Origin of the sequence: Paenibacillus nanensis, from assembly GCF_003583765.1 — a bacterium.
Classification (GTDB): domain Bacteria; phylum Bacillota; class Bacilli; order Paenibacillales; family Paenibacillaceae; genus Pristimantibacillus; species Pristimantibacillus nanensis.
In genome coordinates, this window is sequence record NZ_QXQA01000008.1 from 40941 (window position 1) to 59662 (window position 18722).

14 protein-coding genes are annotated in these 18722 nt (G+C 52.6%); 8 read left to right on the top strand and 6 right to left on the bottom strand.

From position 1 onward, the window contains the following. Positions 1 to 273 precede the first annotated feature (273 nt). Positions 274 to 5457: a rhamnogalacturonan lyase family protein gene (locus tag D3P08_RS13775; RefSeq protein WP_162848477.1), complete on the top strand. Its 5184-nt coding sequence runs from the start codon at positions 274 to 276 to the stop codon at positions 5455 to 5457. 89 nt (positions 5458 to 5546) lie between these two features. On the opposite strand, the gene D3P08_RS13780 is transcribed toward D3P08_RS13775, so the two are convergent. Further along, entirely contained in the window at positions 5547 to 6638 is a 1092-nt protein-coding gene (locus D3P08_RS13780; RefSeq protein WP_119600278.1) for a GntR family transcriptional regulator, read from the bottom strand. 352 nt (positions 6639 to 6990) lie between these two features. Here D3P08_RS13780 and D3P08_RS13785 point away from each other — a divergent pair, with 352 nt between their 5' ends. Genes D3P08_RS13785 through araA form a run of 3 tightly spaced genes read left to right on the top strand, consistent with a single transcriptional unit; the run spans position 6991 to position 10773 of the window. Next, complete coding sequence (locus tag D3P08_RS13785; RefSeq protein ID WP_119600279.1) at positions 6991 to 8607, top strand: xylulokinase; 1617 nt, start codon at positions 6991 to 6993, stop codon at positions 8605 to 8607. 2 nt (positions 8608 to 8609) lie between these two features. After that, on the top strand, positions 8610 to 9305 hold the full coding sequence (locus D3P08_RS13790) for an L-ribulose-5-phosphate 4-epimerase (RefSeq protein WP_119600280.1): 696 nt from the start codon (positions 8610 to 8612) through the stop codon (positions 9303 to 9305). 43 nt (positions 9306 to 9348) lie between these two features. Continuing rightward, complete coding sequence (gene araA / locus D3P08_RS13795; protein WP_119600281.1) at positions 9349 to 10773, top strand: L-arabinose isomerase; 1425 nt, start codon at positions 9349 to 9351, stop codon at positions 10771 to 10773. A 170-nt stretch (positions 10774 to 10943) separates the two neighbouring features. On the opposite strand, the gene D3P08_RS13800 is transcribed toward araA, so the two are convergent. From D3P08_RS13800 to D3P08_RS13810, 3 genes are all read right to left on the bottom strand, one after another. Then, complete coding sequence (locus tag D3P08_RS13800; protein ID WP_119600282.1) at positions 10944 to 11327, bottom strand: VOC family protein; 384 nt, start codon at positions 11325 to 11327, stop codon at positions 10944 to 10946. 47 nt (positions 11328 to 11374) lie between these two features. After that, complete coding sequence (locus tag D3P08_RS13805; RefSeq protein WP_119600283.1) at positions 11375 to 11653, bottom strand: ArsR/SmtB family transcription factor; 279 nt, start codon at positions 11651 to 11653, stop codon at positions 11375 to 11377. A 159-nt stretch (positions 11654 to 11812) separates the two neighbouring features. Further along, positions 11813 to 12670, bottom strand: coding sequence for a class II fructose-bisphosphate aldolase (locus D3P08_RS13810; RefSeq protein WP_119600284.1), 858 nt, complete (start codon positions 12668 to 12670; stop codon positions 11813 to 11815). A 405-nt stretch (positions 12671 to 13075) separates the two neighbouring features. Here D3P08_RS13810 and D3P08_RS13815 point away from each other — a divergent pair, with 405 nt between their 5' ends. Genes D3P08_RS13815 through D3P08_RS13825 form a run of 3 tightly spaced genes read left to right on the top strand, consistent with a single transcriptional unit; the run spans position 13076 to position 16600 of the window. Continuing rightward, positions 13076 to 14080 (top strand): TAXI family TRAP transporter solute-binding subunit, encoded by a 1005-nt coding sequence (locus D3P08_RS13815; protein WP_240647509.1) that lies wholly within the window; start codon positions 13076 to 13078, stop codon positions 14078 to 14080. Next, on the top strand, positions 14077 to 14643 hold the full coding sequence (locus D3P08_RS13820; protein ID WP_119600286.1) for a DUF1850 domain-containing protein: 567 nt from the start codon (positions 14077 to 14079) through the stop codon (positions 14641 to 14643). The genes D3P08_RS13815 and D3P08_RS13820 overlap by 4 nt, the downstream gene beginning before the upstream one ends. A 31-nt stretch (positions 14644 to 14674) precedes the next feature. Beyond that, positions 14675 to 16600: a TRAP transporter permease gene (locus D3P08_RS13825; protein WP_240647530.1), complete on the top strand. Its 1926-nt coding sequence runs from the start codon at positions 14675 to 14677 to the stop codon at positions 16598 to 16600. Positions 16601 to 16689: 89 nt separating this feature from the next. On the opposite strand, the gene D3P08_RS13830 is transcribed toward D3P08_RS13825, so the two are convergent. Continuing rightward, entirely contained in the window at positions 16690 to 17145 is a 456-nt protein-coding gene (locus D3P08_RS13830; protein WP_119600288.1) for a MarR family winged helix-turn-helix transcriptional regulator, read from the bottom strand. A gap of 13 nt (positions 17146 to 17158) precedes the next feature. Further along, positions 17159 to 17641: a glutathione peroxidase gene (locus tag D3P08_RS13835; protein WP_119600289.1), complete on the bottom strand. Its 483-nt coding sequence runs from the start codon at positions 17639 to 17641 to the stop codon at positions 17159 to 17161. A gap of 291 nt (positions 17642 to 17932) precedes the next feature. Here D3P08_RS13835 and D3P08_RS13840 point away from each other — a divergent pair, with 291 nt between their 5' ends. After that, positions 17933 to 18706, top strand: a complete 774-nt coding sequence (locus tag D3P08_RS13840; protein ID WP_119600290.1) for a hypothetical protein — start codon at positions 17933 to 17935, stop codon at positions 18704 to 18706. Positions 18707 to 18722 lie beyond the last annotated feature (16 nt).

The window sequence follows — 18722 nt, forward strand, 5'->3', positions numbered from 1 at the left end:
GCAAAAATGTTGAAGTGAAATCAAAAATGACAAAGACAATCAATAGTCATGATTTACGGTGAAGTCGGCGATTGGCTATAATGCAGACAATTGCTTGCCATTGTGAGAACATCGATATTCGGTTGAGTACGTACCCCTACAAAAAGCGAGGTGAGAGTGCAAAAGATAAAAGCGTTTCACTTCAAAATGAAAGCGCTTTATAGTGTGGGGAACCGAGAAAGAGCTTTATGCGTCGGGACAGGCAACTCTATCATGCTACGAGGAGTGAAGTGGATGAAGAGAAGGCTTAAGAAGTACATGTCCGTACTGCTCACAGCTTCCATGGTATTTATGCTTATGCCCTCGGCGGCTTTGGGCGCGGAAGAAGGGGAGGGCGGCACAACTGTCGCTCTGACACAAGTGGGCGATGTACTGGATTTTGAGGACGGCGAGCTTCTTGGAACGGTAACCGGCGCTCCGGCAGCCAGCGGCTCCGGATCCATTATGGTAGCGGAGTTTGACTCCAAAGTCCTTCGCGTTCAGCCTCCGGGAATAGATGCCGATTCGAGTACGGCCAAACAAGCAAGCTATTGGTGGACGCTTCCCCTTGATAGCGGCGAATATGACCTTACAGGCAAAGATCAGGTTGAAGTAAGCTTTGACTGGTGGGTTGATATTACCCGCCCAAGCGCGAACTCGCTTGATGTTCGTCTTAACAATGGTGCGGATCAAGTCGTAACGCTTCGGACGGCCGGAGGCGGAACGAATGCGAACTCGCCGGCGACCATATCCTACTACGCCGGCAACATGACCGCCAATAACGCTCCTGCAATCGGAACTGCCGTTACCGCGCTAGCAGGTGTACCGCGTCTGACAAAGCTTTCGGCGACCATAACCGTTGATCTTCTTGCGCAAGCAGCATCCATTAGCCTTACCGACGGCGGTGCACTCACCTACACAACGCCAGAGCCAATAGCGTTAGGCTCCGATAAACTTACTAGCATGAGCATCGGCGCGAGCCGGGCAAGCGGACAAAGCTGGGCAAGGTTCAACGCGGTTACGGGTGTTGATTGGGATGAAAGCACCTATGGGATGCGCGTCGATAATATCCTATTTAAAGCTGCTGCGTCCGGCGGAGTGAAACCGATTATAAACCCAAGCGAAATTACCATATTTCCGAACTCCGCTGCTCACTTGGAATATGGAGAAGGCGCGCTTGCCGATAAGCATACCGCCACATTCGGCGCGGTTGTTATGCCCATTAATGCAACCGACAGGACGTTTACATGGTCGATCAGCGACGATAGCGTTGCTTCTATAGCCGTAAACGAGGATAAAAGCGTGACGGTCACCGGTGTCGGCGCAGGCGAGGCCACGCTTACGGCTGTGTCCAATATGGACGGCACCATTACGAACAGCGTGCAGATCCACGTAAAGCATGTCCCGCGGATTACGGAGCCTACTCCGGACTTTTCCTCCCTGTTGGCGGAAGGGTATACCCAAGAGTTCGGGAGCAATTTTGCCGGTAACGATGCAACCCCGCTTTGGATATTCGCCGGCGGCACTTACCATACGCTTGCCAGAGAAGAGGCTCCTCAAATCAATCATTATTTCCGATTTGACGCGTCCGGTTCGGGGAACCGCGGCGGTAAGGGGGATTTACCGTACGCCGTTTCCGGCAGTAAGGTATATGCTCATTTCGACTGGAAGGTTCCAGCGGTGACCACCGCGCAAAATACGTTTAACCTAAGCTTTCAGGATGGAGCCAATGTGCTTCTGAGTTTAAGAACAGGCACCTATAACGGCGAAAGGACAATAGGCGCGTTTGCAGGGGCTTTACCGGGCCCTACCGGTTCAAACCCGGCTAATTTCTGGAGCAGTGACCGTTACCATGCGTTTAGTTATAAAGAGGTTAATATATGGTATACGGTAGGCATAGAATTTGATTTTGATACGATGGAGGCTGCGGTTTCCCTTGTTCCGAGGGATAATGATGCCGCAGTGCCGTCAGTGCTGACGGTTCCTTTTGAGGGAAGTCAAATAAGCTCATTCCTTCTTACTGGCGAGCGCGCCGGAGGAAATAATCTTGGCGTTGTCGATAACGGCGTTGATAATTTGTATTTCTTTACAAAGCCGCTTTCATCAGACACGATAACGGAAGTGCTGCCGTATGACTTCTTGCCGGAGCGCCCAGTAACAGCGGACAGTAATACATGGCAAAGCTGGTTTAAGACGATTTACATCGGGGATGTGGCAGACGAAGCAGGGCTTAACCTGCCGGCAACCGTTAAGGTTAAAGTGGCGGGCGGCAGCACCGAAACGGTAGGCGTAACGTGGGAATTAACGGAAGCCCCATGGTCAAGGGATGCCGTCGATCTCGTCTATGACCCGAACAAGCAGGGCGTATTCTCCTATGTAGGAACGCTTACCAGTGTTCCCGACAAAGCGGTCAACCGAATGGGAGTAAAAGCGAAGCTTTATATTGAGAACCGCCATCAGAACAAAATGACTTCCGAACCGATCTCCATGGAGCGGTTGGACAGAGGAGTAGTAGCCGTTCCAGAAAATAGCGGAGAAGGCATTCTTGTAACATGGCGTTTGCTCGCCTCGGAATATAACAAAGGTTTAACATTTAACGTGTACAGAAACGGCAATAAAATCAACACGGCACCGGTTACTACGCTAGATTATATTGACGCAGACGGTACAACCGGGGACAAATACGTAGTCGAGAAGATAAGTACCGGCGCCAAAAGCAAAGCAGCTACAGCATGGGCCAATAATTATATGGACATTCCCATGCAGAGACCGGCGGATCGTCCAAACCCGGCGCTTGCCTACGGCGCGGCATCTAACGCCGACCCTATTACCTACACGGCTAATGACACCTCCGTAGCGGATGTGAACGGCGATGGACAGTATGAGATTCTTGTCAAATGGTATCCGTCTCAAGCTCAAGACCCGGGCCTTACGAACAGGCATACCGGCGAGACGATATTCGACTTGTATACCCTTGAAGGCAAGCTGCTCTGGAGAATTAATCTGGGTATCAATATCGTGTCCAGCGCACACCACAGCGCATTCAACTTCTATGATCTGGATCAGGACGGAAAAGCGGAGTTCTCCATTAAGACAGCTGACGGAACTAGGGGTTATCTGCCTAAAGCGGATGGTACGATCGACGACCTGACTGACACTCCGGCATGGGTATTAGGCGATCCTGAGGCGGTATGGGTTGGCGGCCTTCAAAACCCGGCAAAAGACAACCAGGTCAACAACACGGCGCTTGGCAGGGTTGCGTCCGGTCCTGAAACGTTTACGGTATTTAACGGTGAAACGGGTGAGCCGATTGATACGGTCGATTATTTTGCGCCGTACAATATTTCCCCGAACTGGGGCGACAACAACAATAACCGCAGCGACCGCTTCAACGGGGCAGTGGCCTATATGCCGAAGAACGGCGTAGATGGCGCGGAGCCTTATCCAACGGTTATCGAGGTGCGCGCCCACTATGGTCCGGGATTTGCAGCTGCCTATCAGTTGATAGACGGTCATATTGTGGAAGTTTGGAGGTTTACGCTGGCGGAGTGGAATGCCGGCAGCAATCAGGGCAATCATAATGTGAAGGTTGCCGATGTAGATTTTGACGGGTACAGCGAGGTTGTGCTTGGCGGCATTACGCTGGACCAGGATGGAACGATCGTATGGAGCACGAATGGAACTAGGGGCACGGTAGCTGCGGGCCACGGCGACGCCCTGCACGTAGCAGCCATGGTACCGAACAGTAACGAAATTTACGTGTTCCAGCCGCATGAAGCCGGACCTCCGAACAATGTAACCTTGGTGCGCGGATCCACAGGGGAGCCTGTGTGGACGTACGCGGCGAACCTAGGCGATGTTGGGCGCGGCGTAGCGGCCAATATAACGCCTTTGCCGGGTTTCGAGGTTTGGGCAATCGGAACGCCTATGTACAATATGGTGAGCGGCGAAATGATTACCACCGACGTCGGAGGCATTGGCGTAGCTGGCAAGGCTCCCGTTAACTTCATCCTGTATTGGGACGGAGACTTGCTTAGCGAGTTCTTTGACGGCCCGGATAACTATAACTCGACTGAAGCGCCATCCATTACAAAGTTACATTATGATGTTGAGACCGGGGAGAGCGAGCTTGCAACGCTACAGACCTTGACCGGAGCTTATTCCAACAACGGGACAAAGGCGAATCCAAGCCTAATTGCCGATATCTTCGGGGACTGGCGTGATGAGGTTCTTGTTCGCACTAGCGACAATCATGCATTAAGAATCTACACGACGGATATTCCGACGGACAATGTCATTTACACGCTGATGCACGATCCGCAGTATCGTTTGGCGGCGAACTCGCAGAATGCGATGTACAACCAGCCGGCGCATTTGAGCTTCTACCTGGGTGAAGACATACGCGATGAGGTTCAGGCTATGCAGCTTCCAGTGCCGAATTTCTACTATACGGTAGAGAATTCTACGCTCTCGGCGGCTACGGCGACGTTCTATACGAATGCTAGAGCCGACATTACGGTGACAGTGGCCTTGAACGGTAACACGCTGACGGGAATTAAGAAGGGCGATACTATGCTTACCGAAACGGACTACAGCCTCGCTGCAGCAACCTCGGATGGCAAACAAGCGGTTACGATCAAAAGCAGCTACTTGGCAACGCTGTCGAATGAAGATGTCCTCACCTTCATGTTCAGCGCAGGCGAGCCTGCGGAGCTGAAGGTTACGGTAACGACGCAGCAGATCTATATTCCGGCACCGAATCCGGGAAATCCGACGGATGAAGATTCGGAGACGGATTCCGGCGCGGGGGTAGGCAAGCCGGCATTGAACAGCGCCATCGCCAACGCTGAGGAGATAAAGGCTAGTGTGCGGCAAGCGCTGCAAGCGAATTCGCCGGTCACCTTCTCCGACGTATTAGCGACGCATTGGGCTGCTAAAGCAATTGAATACGCTTCGCAGCTTGGTATTGTCGAAGGCAAGCCTGGAGGCGAGTTCAAAGGCACGGATCACGTAACAAGAGCTGAATTCGCGGCGATGATCGTCCGTGCGTTAGGCATGGATACGGCAGGAGAGGACGGTTCCTTCTCCGACACGGACAGCCACTGGGCGGATGCCTTTATTAGAGCCTTGCATCGTGCAGGAGTCGTGAAGGGTACGGGCAATGGCGCGTTTCATCCTGACCAAGAGATTACCCGCGCCGAGATGGCTGCAATTCTGGCTCGCGTGCTGAACATGGGCGCGGCCACCGGAGCGCCGCAGTACTCCGATATCAACGGCCATTGGGCTGCAGACGATATCAGTCAGCTTAGCCAAGCGGGTATCGTAAGCGGTGTTGGCGATGATGAGTTCGCGCCAGAGGATACCGCTACCCGCAATCAGTCGGTAACGATCATTATGCGGATGCTGAACATTGTACTTGACCTCGGTCTCGATCTGTAACAGGTTCTATCTGCAACAAAAGAGGCCGTTCCAAAGTCATTCGACTTAGGGACGGCCTTCTATATTCCCTACAATAAGCAAAACGGAAACTACTCCACTTCAATCGCCCTCACCGTCTCCCCCTCAACCAACACAGGCTGATAGTACGTCTGGTTAGGCAAGTCCCTTTTCCCCTGCAAGCTCTTAATGACCCAGTCCGCGGCGTCGCGGCCCATTTGTTCTTGGGGGTGGGTGAGGGTGGTGAGCTTAATATTGGCATTCTTGGCGATGTAGGAGTTGTCCTGGCCGATGACGGAGAGCTCGTCCGGGATGGAGATTCCCAGTCTGCGGCACACATGAACGACTTCCAAGCCGACCTCGTCGTTGTAGCACACAAGCGCCGTCAGTTCATCCCGATTGTCATGCAAAAACTGCTCCAAGTTGGCAGACAGATGCGGCTTCGTATCCGTATCGAACGAAAGCAGATGCTCGGGCTGGAACCGCAGCTTGGCTTCTCCAAGCGCTTTGATGTACCCCTTCATTCTGTACTTCCCCTGCAAGTCATCCATCTTCGCGATAATGCCGATCTGGGTATGGCCTTTGGCAATCAGCTCCCGGGTGGCGAGATAGCTGGACTGCACGTCGTCCAGGCAGAAGAAAGGCACCTCCAGCTCCTCATAATAGGCGTTGATCATGACGAACGGCACCTCCTGCTCCTTGAAGGACAGGTAGTACGCGATATTCGGGTTGTACTCGTTGCTTCGGGTAGGCTCAATAATAAGGCCGTCCACGCCGTAGGACAGCATCATCTCCAACGCCTTTTTCTCCTGCGCGATATCATTATTGGTGCTGGCCAGCAGCAAGGAGTAGTTATCTTCATTCAACCGGCTCTCGATGCCGCGGATAATGGAAGGGAAGATGTAGTCCGAGATATAGGTCGTGATGACGCCGATCGTTTTTTTCATGGCTTTGCCGCCCGACCGGGAACGGTACTGGTTGCTGACATACGTGCCGGATCCTTTTTCGCTTCTTAGGAAGCCCTCGTTGGACAGCTCCAAAATCGCTTTCCGAACCGTCTGCCGGCTGACGTTGTAGCTCTCCTGCAAGGCGGATTCCGTCGGAATTTGCTCGCCTGCCTTGTATGTTCCGGATAGGATATGACTTTTTATATCATCAATAATGACTTGATATTTGGGCTTCACGCATTCCACTTCTTTCATCATTGTTCGAAAAGTTGTACGTACACATTTTAGCATGAATCGTATGGAATGCAAGTGCGGCGCTATTTATGTATGTGCGCGATGGTACAACTTTTATGTCCGATCTCATAAAGACGCGAAATATGACGACTCACAATACTATTGTGACTTATGTAGGTATAACTATTAGACTATATTGACAAATGTACGTACAAAAAAATATACTAAGGCTGTCAGTACAGGAAAGCGCCTTCTTAATGAAAACCTTCCGACTGTCACAACAAGCGGATGGCATGACCGGAAACAGCAATTATAGGAACCGTTAAGTTTAAATAGAGAGGGGACATGCGGGCTCATGAGTCAAGTGGACTGGAAAGAAGCAATTACCAAGGGCGAAACGTCGCTCGGTATTGAATTGGGGTCGACGCGGATCAAGGCGGTGCTGATCGACCGTCAATTCCAAACCATCGCATCGGGCAGCTACGAGTGGGAGAACAAGCTGAAGGACGGCTATTGGACGTACGATCAGGAGGACATCCTGACAGGCCTTCAAGCGGCTTACCGCGAATTGAAGCAGGAAGTGGAACGCCATTACGGCATCACGCTCCGGACCATGGGCTCGATCGGCTTCTCCGCCATGATGCACGGCTATTTGGCGTTCGATAATAAGGGCGAGCTGCTGGTGCCGTTCCGGACTTGGCGCAACGCAACGACCGGCGCGGCAGCGAGGGAGCTGACGGAGCTATTCCAGTTCAATATCCCTGAGCGCTGGAGTATCGCGCATCTGTACCAAGCGATCTTGAACCAAGAGGAGCATGTGCCTCGCATTGATTTTGTTACGACGCTGGCCGGCTATATTCACTGGCTGCTTACGGGCAACAAAGCGCTGGGTATCGGCGATGCTTCCGGCATGTTCCCGATTGATGAAGCAACCCATAACTACAACGCAACGATGATAAACCAATTCGACGAGCTCATTGCCGCCAAGGGTTACCCGTGGAAGCTGGAGCAGCTCCTACCGAAAGTGTATCTCGCGGGCGAGCAAGCCGGCGTGCTGACGGAAGCGGGAGCCGCTCTCCTAGACCCAGCCGGTGATCTGCAGGCGGGCATTCCGCTCTGTCCTCCGGAAGGCGACGCCGGAACAGGCATGGTGGCGACGAACAGCGTGAAGAAGCGTACGGGCAATGTCTCCGTGGGCACTTCCGTTTTTGCAATGATCGTATTGGAGAAAGAACTGTCCAAGGTGTACCCGGAGATCGATATGGTGACGACGCCGGACGGCAGTCCCGTCGGCATGGCGCATGCCAACAACTGCTCCAGCGATCTGAACGCGTGGATGGGCTTGTTCCGCGAATTTGCCGTGGCGATGGGCTACGAGGCGGATTCCGGCAAGCTGTTCAGCGTGCTGCTGAACAAGGCGCTTGAAGCCGATCCGGATGGCGGCGGCTTGCTCAGCTACGGCTACCTATCGGGCGAAAATATTACGGGCATCGAGCAGGGGCGGCCGCTCTTCGTCCGCTCGCCGGAGAGCAACTTCAATCTGGCCAACTTCATGCGCACGCACTTATTTACTGCATTCGGGGCGCTGAAGCTTGGCATGGATATTTTAACCGAGAAAGAAAACGTAGCGATTGACAGCATTTTGGCTCATGGCGGTCTCTTTAAGACTCCGGTAGTCGGGCAAAGAATCCTCGCCGCCGCGCTGAACGTGCCGATTTCGGTCATGTCTACGGCAGGCGAAGGCGGGGCATGGGGCATGGCGCTGCTCGCCTCCTACCTGATTAACAAGGATCAAGACGAGAGCTTGGACAGCTTCCTCGCGCAGCAGGTATTCAAGGATGTCGAGGGCCAAGAGCTGGCTCCGGACGCGAAGGATGTTCAAGGGTTCCAAGCCTTCATTGAACGCTACAAAGAAGGGCTCGCCATTGAGCAGGCCGCTGTTGAGCATCTGCTAGAGAACGGGAGGGGCTAACGTTGTTAGAACAGCTGAAGCAAGAAGTATATGAAGCGAATCTGGAATTGCCGAAGCATGGACTCGTGAAGTTCACTTGGGGCAATGCGAGCGCGATCGACCGGGAAAGCGGTCTGTTCGTCATCAAGCCGAGCGGAGTCAGCTACGAAAAAATGAAGCCAAGCGACATGGTCGTCGTCGACCTTGACGGCAAAGTGGTTGAGGGAGACTTAAGACCTTCATCGGATACGGCAACTCACGCCGTGTTGTATAAACATTTTCCGCAGATCGGCGGCATCGTGCATACGCACTCAACTTGGGCCACGATCTGGGCGCAAGCGGGACTCGACGTCCCTGTTATGGGCACCACGCATGCGGACACCTTCTACGGCGCCGTTCCTTGCGCGCGGTTTCTGAACCAAGAGGAAATTGACCGCGGATACGAAGCGGAGACGGGTCATGTCATCATCGAGACGTTCAAGCAGCGCGGCTTGGACGTGATGGCGATTCCGGCCGTCCTGCTTCAAGGACATGCGCCGTTCACTTGGGGCAAAGACGTGAAGTCGGCCGTCGTGAACAGCGTCGTGCTGGAGGAAGTGTGCAAAATGAACCTGTACGCGCGGCAGCTGAACCATTTTGCCAAGGAGCTTCCGCAAGGCATACTCGATAAGCACTATCTTCGCAAGCACGGGAAAGATGCCTACTACGGGCAGAAATAAAGGCCTTATACCCTACCAAATAAAAGAAAAGAGGATGATTCGAATGACAGCAGCAGCAGCTAAACAGTTTTGGTTCGTTGTAGGTTCACAGCATCTGTATGGGGAAGAGGCGCTGGCTGAAGTAAAAGCTAACGCGCAGAAAATGACAGACGCTTTAAATAATAGCGGCGTATTGCCTTATCCGCTGGTCCTGCAAGACCTCGCGGTCAGCGCGGATAAAATTACAAGCATCATGAAAGAAATCAACTACCGCGACGAAGTGGCGGGCGTCATCACTTGGATGCATACGTTCTCGCCGGCAAAAATGTGGATTCGCGGCACGAAGCTGCTGCAGAAGCCTTTGCTTCACCTGGCAACACAATTTAACGAAAGCATTCCTTGGGCAACGATCGACATGGACTTCATGAACCTGAACCAAGCCGCTCACGGCGACCGCGAATACGGCTTCATCAATGCCCGCCTGAATAAGCAAAATAAAATCGTCGTCGGCTACTGGGAGCGTCCGGAAGTGCAGAAGCAAATCGCGGACTGGATGGACGTTGCGGTTGCTTACAACGAAAGCTTCAACATTAAGGTTGCCCGTTTCGGCGACAACATGCGCAACGTTGGCGTAACGGAAGGCGACAAGGTTGAGGCGCAAATTCAGTTCGGATGGACTGTGGACTATTACGGCATCGGCGACCTCGTGCAGTACGTAAATGCCGTTACCGAGCAGGAAATCGATGATCTGATGGGCCAATATGCCGAGCTCTACGAATTCGATTACGGCACCTACAGCAAAGAGGCTTGGGAAGCCAGCGTAAGAATCCAAGCGAGCTATGAAATTGCGATCAAACGTTTCTTGGACGAAAGAGGCTATAATGCCTTCACGTCGAACTTTGAAGATCTGCATGGCATGAAGCAGCTTCCGGGTCTTGCCGTTCAACGTCTTATGGCGCAAGGCTATGGCTTTGCCGGCGAGGGCGACTGGAAGACAGCCGCGCTTGACCGCTTGCTGAAGGTAATGAGCCGCAATCAGAACACGGGCTTTATGGAGGACTACACATACGAGCTGGCGGCCGGTCAGGAAGCGATCCTGCAATCCCATATGCTCGAGGTTGATCCGTCCCTGGCGGCGAACAAACCGAAAATCGTGGTGTCCCCGCTTGGCATCGGCGACCGCGAGGATCCGGCCCGTCTCGTGTTCGACGGCAAAGCAGGCGATGGCGTCGTCGTCTCCATGGCGGACTTCGGCACGCATTATAAGCTGCTGATCAACGAGGTTACCGCGTTCGAGCCAACAGTTCCAGCCCCTAAGCTGCCTGTCGCTCGCGTTCTGTGGACTGTGAAGCCGAACTTCCAGGATGGCGTAAAAGCTTGGATCGAGAACGGCGGCGGCCACCATACGGTCGTGTCCTTGAACTTGACGACCGACCAAATCGTAACCTACGCGAAGCTGGTTAATCTGGAATACGTCGTCATTAAATAATCCATTCTAAAAGTATAAAACCGTTTCTTTCGCAAAATGGCGGACTACCCGCACATTTTCGCCGGAGAAACGGTTTTTTTATCCCGCTGCATTGGAAGCCTTATTACTACCGGACATGATGCAGCGGCCAATAAATCCGAATCGCAAACCAACGATCACTCGTTATGCAGTTACTGTTGAATGATTTGAATCAGATTGCCGCATGTGTCATCAAATACGGCAATCGTGAATTCGCCCATTTTCGTCGGCTTCATCGTAAATTTCACGCCGTTCTCCAATAACCGGTCGTACTCTTTCTGAATATCGGCCACGCCAAACATAGTTGCGGGGACGCCATCGGCAAATATTTTCTTTTGATAATCCCTTGCGGCGGGATGATCGTTCGGTTCAAGGATAAGCTCCGTCCCATCCTGATGATCGGGTGAAACAAGCGCGATCCACCGGAACTTACCCATAGGCACGTCATGCTTTTTGACAAAGCCCAGCGTCTCCGTATAAAACGTCAAGGCCTTGTCTTGATCCTGCACGAATAGACTGGTCGCAATGATGTTCATGATGTTCTTCCTCCTTTAATGGTTAAACATAGTGCTCTGCTAAAATATTACTCTACCCACCCTTTCAGCAGATGTTTCAGCGGTTCGTTGTTGAATACAATCACGCGGTACTTTCCTTTCTTCTCCGACCTGACAAGGCCTGACTCTTCCAATGTGGAGAGATGTTTGGCGATCGCCTGCCGCGAAATCGAAAGGTGATGCTTCGTAATGAGACGCACCGTAAGCTCATACAACGTCATCTCGCTGCTTTCGGATAGTTCGTCCAGGATTCGCCGCCGAGTCGAGTCGCCGAGTGCGTTAAATATCGCTTCCTTATCCCCATTCATATACCGAGTATAAGCAACTCTAGAGTTGCGTGTCAAGCATAAGCAACTGCAAAGTTGCGCGAACAAGATGCTGAATGGCTTTCCGCCCGAGCAAAAAAAATCTGCCCGTAAATCCTGTCGCAGGATTCCGGGCAGACTGAAAGGCGTCAGCCTCTTCTATTAAGCTTTGTTGGAAGAACCGAACTCGCGGATCTTGCCGATAACCGTTTGCTTGATCGCTTCACGGCCTGGGCCGATGAATTTGCGCGGATCGTAAACTTCAGCGTTAGCTGCGATAACCTCACGAACAACCTTCGTGAACGCGATTTGGTTCTCAGTGTTTACATTGATCTTAGCTGTGCCAAGCGAAATGGATTTTTTGATTTGCTCCGTTGGGATGCCAGTGCCGCCATGAAGAACAAGCGGAAGCTTGATCGTTTGGCAGATTTCTTCCATCTCTTTGAAGCCCAGTTTCGGTTCGCCTTTGTAAGGACCATGTACGGAGCCCAGCGCAGGAGCAAGGCAGTCGATGCCTGTGCGTTGAACAAGCTCGAAGCATTCCTTCGGATCCGCGTAGATAACGCCGTCAGCGATTACATCGTCTTCTTGGCCGCCAACCGTACCAAGCTCGGCTTCGACGGAAACGCCTTTCGAATGCGCGTATTCAACGACTTTCTTCGTCGTCTCCACGTTCTCTTCGAACGGATGGTGGGAAGCGTCGATCATAACCGAAGTGAAGCCTGCGTCGATCGCAGCTTTACACTTCTCGAAGCTGGAGCCGTGGTCGAGGTGGATAGCGACAGGAACCGTAATGTTGCCCTCTTCGATCAGAGCTTTCACCATAGCTGTTACAACCTTGAAGCCGCCCATATACTTCGCTGCGCCTTCGGATACGCCGAGGATAACCGGGGATTGCTCGGATTGAGCGGCGTCGAGGATCGCTTGCGTCCATTCCAGGTTGTTGATGTTGAATTGACCTACTGCATAGCCTTCTTTGAGCGCTTTGTTTAGCATGTCCTTCATAGATTCTAATGCCATTGTTGATTGCCTCCTACACGGTTTGAATTGTATTGCTCTATGGTCTTGCCGTTAACCCCCGATCGGGATTCGGTCTGCGGGATTCTCCTTGTTATGTAGCTCCCAGCAGGCTCGTCCTCCAATCTCCTGTCCACTTGTCATTCAATTCTTTATTATACATGATCTTTCCGAATTTAGCCGTATTTCAGGGCGAAAAAACGAGATTTTTCCTGCATTTTTTGTGACAAAAACAAGTGTAAGCGCTATCTAATGGAAAATGAAGGGGATAGCCGACTGTTTGGCTTGAGCCAAAGAAATCCGCTGCGACTTTTTTTCTGATTTTTTCGGTATCGCCGACATATACATACTACCGGGGACTATGATCCGCAAAGCGGATGCTCGATATTAAGGATGGGGGGAATGACAATGATAGGGCGAGTGAGCAAAGGATTCGTTCTTGCGCTGGCGTTAATCATGGCATTGACCGCTTGCGGAGGAAATTCGCAGGAGGATCCGGCTCCCGGCGCATCGGATGGGGCGGCGGGAGAGAAGCCGTCCAGCCTGATCATTGCGACAGGCGGCACGGCGGGCACTTATTATCCGCTTGGCGGAGGAATCGCGAACCTCATACAAGACAAGACCGGCACGGGCGCCACTGCTCAGGTGACCGGCGCGGCGGTCGAAAATATGCGCTTAATCAGCAATAAAGAAGTCGATCTGGCGATTACACAGGGCGACATTGCGGATTATGCGGCCAAGGGCACGGAAATGTTCAGCGACGGGGCGGTCGCTAATTTGCAGGCGATCGGCGCTCTCTATCAGGAGACGATTCAAATCGTCGTTACGGAGAAAAGCGGCATTGCTTCCGTGTCGGAGCTGAAAGGCAAAAAGGTATCAGTAGGCGCGCCGGGAAGCGGGACGGAAGTCAACGCCAGACAAATTCTCGAAGCGTATGGCTTAACCTTTGACGATTTGAACACGGAGCGTCTATCCTTCGGCGATTCGGCCAAAAAAATGCAGGACGGCGGCCTTGACGCGGCGTTCGTAACGGCGGGCGCGCCGACGGCGGCGATTAATGAGCTGGCCGCGACGACCGGCATCCGGCTTCTGACGATCGAAGACGATAAGATGAAAGCCATCACGGATAAATACAAGTATTACAGTCAGCAAGTGATACCGCCGGGCACGTACCCCAAACAGGATGCCGAGGTCAAAACGGTCGCCGTGAAAGCGATTATGTCCGTACGCTCCGAACTCGACGCGCAGCTCGTCTATGATATCACCAAGGCGATTTATGAAAACACGGAGCCGCTTATTGCCATTAACGCTAAGGCGAATGAAATCCAAACCGATAAGGCGCTGGAGGGAATCAGTATCCCGCTGCATCCGGGCGCGGAGAAGTATTTGAAGGAAAAAGGCGTCGTCCAATGATGAACGTGACAAAGCGGGTGTGGGGGGCTGTCCTCACGCCTGTTTTTCATCGGGCAGGGGTGTGGCTGCTCGCTCTCGCAGCGGTAACCTTGGGGGTCGTATGGTTATGGGCCTCGACCGTTCCGGTCTTAAGCGTCACGCAGGTATCGGATGGCCAAGTCGTCTTCCAATCGCCTGTTCATCCAGGCAGCCGGTTCACGCTTACTTATATTCACTCGATTCACCGCACGCCGGTGGAAGAGATCTTTTTCGTGAATGAAAACAAACAAATGGTTCTCGACGCCATGGTCTTTGAATCCTATGGAGTCGGGATGCCGACTTCGCTGGAAGGCGAGGAAACCTTCCGAATGGCAGACGGAAAAATGCGGATTGAGCACATTGACCGCACCTTAGATACGTTCGAGCTTCGAATCGGGCAGGTGATAGCCGACCATAAGCTGCTGCTGCGAGGAGAAGAGATTCCGCTCTCCGCGCTTAGCGAGCCGGGCTCGGCGGTGCGATTTGAAATCGACCGTCTGCATGTCTGGGAGTATGTCAAGGGAGGGCTGCGCATTGACCGATAATCCGAAGGTATCACAACTCGAGAAGGAGTCCATGAGCCAGGCGGAAATCGAGGAGATGATCGGCAAATACGATCCCGATTTCAATTTTCGGCCGCTTGAAGGCATACTGAAAACCGTTACAGCCGGTTTTGCCGTATTGTTTTCCCTGTACCAGCTGTACGTCAGCTTTTTTACGCCGTTGCCGGATCAGGTGCACCGCGCGGTGCATCTGTCCTTCGGACTGGGCCTCATCTTTCTCTTATATCCTTCCACGAAAAAAGGAAAAAGCGGCCGAATCCCCTGGTACGATTATTTGCTGTCGATGCTGGGGATCGGTGTCGGTCTCTACTGGCTGCTGAACTATGAGGCGTTGTTTACCCGTATCGGTAATTTTACAACCGTAGATATGATCGTCGGCGGAATCGCGGTGCTGCTTGTTCTGATTGCCGCGCTCCGCGTGGTTGGGATTGCGATCGTGACGATTACCGTCATCTTTCTGCTTTACGCCTATTTCGGCGAATACATGCCCGGCTTTCTGGAGCACCGCGGCGTTTCACTGGAACGGCTGATCAGCCAGATGTATTTTACGCCGGAGGGGATATTGGGGACGCCGCTTATGGTTTCCGCCAGCTTTATCTTTCTGTTTCTCCTGTTCGGTTCGTTTCTGGATAAAACGGGCGTCGGCGAATATTTCAACGATCTCTCCTTAGTGGTAGCGGGAAGGCGGATTGGAGGTCCGGCGAAGGTGACGATCTTCTCAAGCGCCCTGCAAGGGACGATCAGCGGCAGCTCCGTCGCGAATGTGGTCACCTCCGGAGCCTTCACGATCCCGATGATGAAGCGAATCGGGTACAGGCGCGAATTTGCCGGAGCGGTAGAGGCCTCTTCTTCGACGGGCGGACAAATTATGCCGCCGATTATGGGGGCAGCCGCGTTTCTTATGGCGGAATTTACGAATACGCCCTATTACCAGGTGGCGCTGGCTGCGCTTATCCCGGCGCTGCTCTATTTTACGGGGATTTGGATTATGGTGCACTTCGAGGCGAAGCGGCAGGGGCTGAGGGGACTTCGATCGGATGAGCTGCCGAAGCGAAGAGCGGTTTTGAAAAACCTGTATTTATTGATCCCGATTGCGGCGATCATCGGCTTCCTCATGTCCGGGATGTCCCCCGAGCGTTCGGCGATCTATGGCATTTTGTCCGTTATCGCGGTGGGCGCCATCCGTAAGGCTACCCGGATGTCGTTCAAGGACATTTTATCCGCACTGGCGGCCGGGGCAAGATCGGCGCTTGGCGTCGTTGCCGCGACCGCCTGCGCGGGGATGATCGTTGGCGTCGTCACCTTGACCGGCATTGGACTGAAGTTTGCGAACGGTCTGTTAGATTTGGCGGGAGGACTGCTGCTGCCGACGCTCATTCTTACGATGCTGGCCAGCCTGGTGCTCGGCATGGGGACGCCGACGACGGCCAACTATATTATTACGTCGACGATTGCCGCGCCGGCTATTGTCGCGCTCGACTATCCTGTCCCGCTGCTCGCCGCCCACATGTTTGTTTTTTATTTCGGCATCGTGGCGGATATAACGCCGCCTGTCGCGCTCGCGTCCTATGCGGCCTCGGGGATAGCGGGCTCCAAGCCGCTGAAGACGGGCGTGGAATCGACGCGCGTCGCGATTGCCGCTTTTATCATCCCGTTCATCTTTGTGTATCAGCCGCAGCTGCTGCTCATCGATACGAACTGGATGGAGGCGGCCGGCGTAACGGTCACCGCGGTAATCGGCATGATCGGCGTCGGAGCGGGTCTGATCGGCTATTGGATTCGGCGGCTTCACGCTATTGAACGGGTAATCGCCGTCGCGGCGGGGCTTCTGCTTATTATTCCGGGACTCATAACCGATCTTATCGGATTCGGCGCGCTTGGCGCGATGCTGATTCTGCAGCTTGTCCAGAGGAGGAAGCAGGCGGGGGGACATGGCTGATTCCAGAGAAAAGGGAGGGCACCCATTGGGCGCCCTCAAAGTATAAAGGCGAAACCGCGTCTACAGCGGCAAGCTGGTTCAAAAATAAACTATTTCTTGCCGGCGGACAGCTGCTTGGCTTGCTCAAGCTTTCCTCTTAACAGCTTCAGGTGCGTCATCAGCTGCTCATATTCATCAAGGGATATGCTGCAATTGATGATTTTTTCTTGCACGGCCTTCGTAATGCTTTCTTTCTGGTCGACCGCCTTCTTTTCCAAATGAACAAATACTTTTCGCTCGTCCTCCCGGGACCGCTCTTTGCGGAGCCAGCCGTTCTTTTCCATGCGGGTGAGGATCGGTGTGAGCGTTCCGGTGCCGAGATTGATTTTCTCACCTATTGATGTAACGCCGATGCCATCCTTCTCCCATAACGCTAGTAGGACAAGGTACTGCGGATACGTTAAGTCAAAGTCCTCCAGAACGGTGCTGTATAATTTCGAGAACTGACTTGATGTCTCGTATATGGCGAAGCAAAGCTGCTTGTCTAAAGTAAGAAAATCATCCATAGGTCCTCGTTTGTCACTCCTTGAGCAGTTTTACAATTTTGGCTTCGATTTTTTCCGGCTCTGTCGTTGGGGCGTAGCGCTCCACCACGTTCCCCCGCTTATCCACTAAAAACTTTGTAAAATTCCATTTAATTTGTTTGGAGAGCAGTCCTCTTTGCTCGTTTTTCAAAAAGGTGAACAGCGGGTCTTCTTGATCGCCATTGACTTTAATTTTTGCGAAAATCGGGAAAGACACGCCATAGTTCAACTGGCAAAACTGTGTCGTCTCCTCAATCGAATCGAATTCCTGGTTATTAAATTGATCGCAAGGAAAACCAAGTATTTCCAAGCCCTGATCTTTGTATTGTTCATATAGCTTCTGAAGCCCCGTAAATTGGGGCGTCAAGCCGCATTTGCTCGCGGTGTTTACGATTAGCATAACGTTTCCCGCATAATCCTTCAATGCTTTCCGCTCGCCGTTTGTTTTCGTCACTGTGAAGTCATGTACAGTAGTCATCGAAATCACCCTCCATATATATCGTACACGATTAAATCGTATACGATATATATTAGCGCATTGGGAGAAACATTGCAAAATATTATCGCAAGATAAGATCGGCGGCGCGCTCTGCTCGGGGAAATCGACTAGGACACATCCATCAATATGTGGAAGGGATTGACAGAAGCAACGCAAGCGTGTTAATTTCACAGGAGAATAATAAAGGCAATGTAACCTTAAGGGTTCAACCTCGCTGAGAAGTGCGGGTTGGGCCCTTTTTTACATTCCAAAACCAAGGGAGGATTCGTTATGCTGAAAAAAGAGCTGCTGTTACAGCGGCTGGGAGAGATCGGCAAGTCGCTTGAACGCAAAGGGGGAGCCCTTCTGTTATTAGGCGTCGGTTCTGTTGGGGCCGAGACGGAGCGAATGGATGAATTTTCGGATTTAGACTTCTTTGTCATTGTGAAGCCAGGAGAGAAAAACAGCTATATCGACCGGTTGGACTGGCTCGAGGACGTACACCCTCTTGCTTACTCCTTTAAAAATTCGGATGTGGGGTACAAAGTGCTGTTCGAGGACGGTATTTTTGGAGAATATGCCGTATTCGAGGAATGGGAGCTGGCGAACGCCTCCTATACGGGCGGAAGGGTCATATGGAAGGACCCGGCGTACGGCAATACGGAAATCGCTAATTCTGCCAACCCGATTCCTAGCCCCAAAAGGGATTCCTTGGATTTCCCTTTAAACGAGGCTTTAACCAATCTCTACGTCGGTCTTGGCCGCTATGCCAGGGGCGAACGCTTATCGGCGGCGAGGTTTATTCAAGGTTACGCGGTCGACAGGATACTATCCGTGCTGCACCTGTTGGAACCAGAGGTAGACTACTTTCCCGATCCGTTCGGGAACGAAAGGCGGGTGGAAAAGAGATTCCCCCGTTTTGCAGAGATTGTAGGTGACATGGTTCAGGGATACGGCCGTGTCCCCGAATCGGCGCTTTGTATTTTAAGCTTTATTGAAGAAGTATACCCCGTCAACCGAAGGTTGAGCGAAGAAATACGGCGGCTGGCGAAGTTAACTTGCTGATAGCATGTGAAAAATA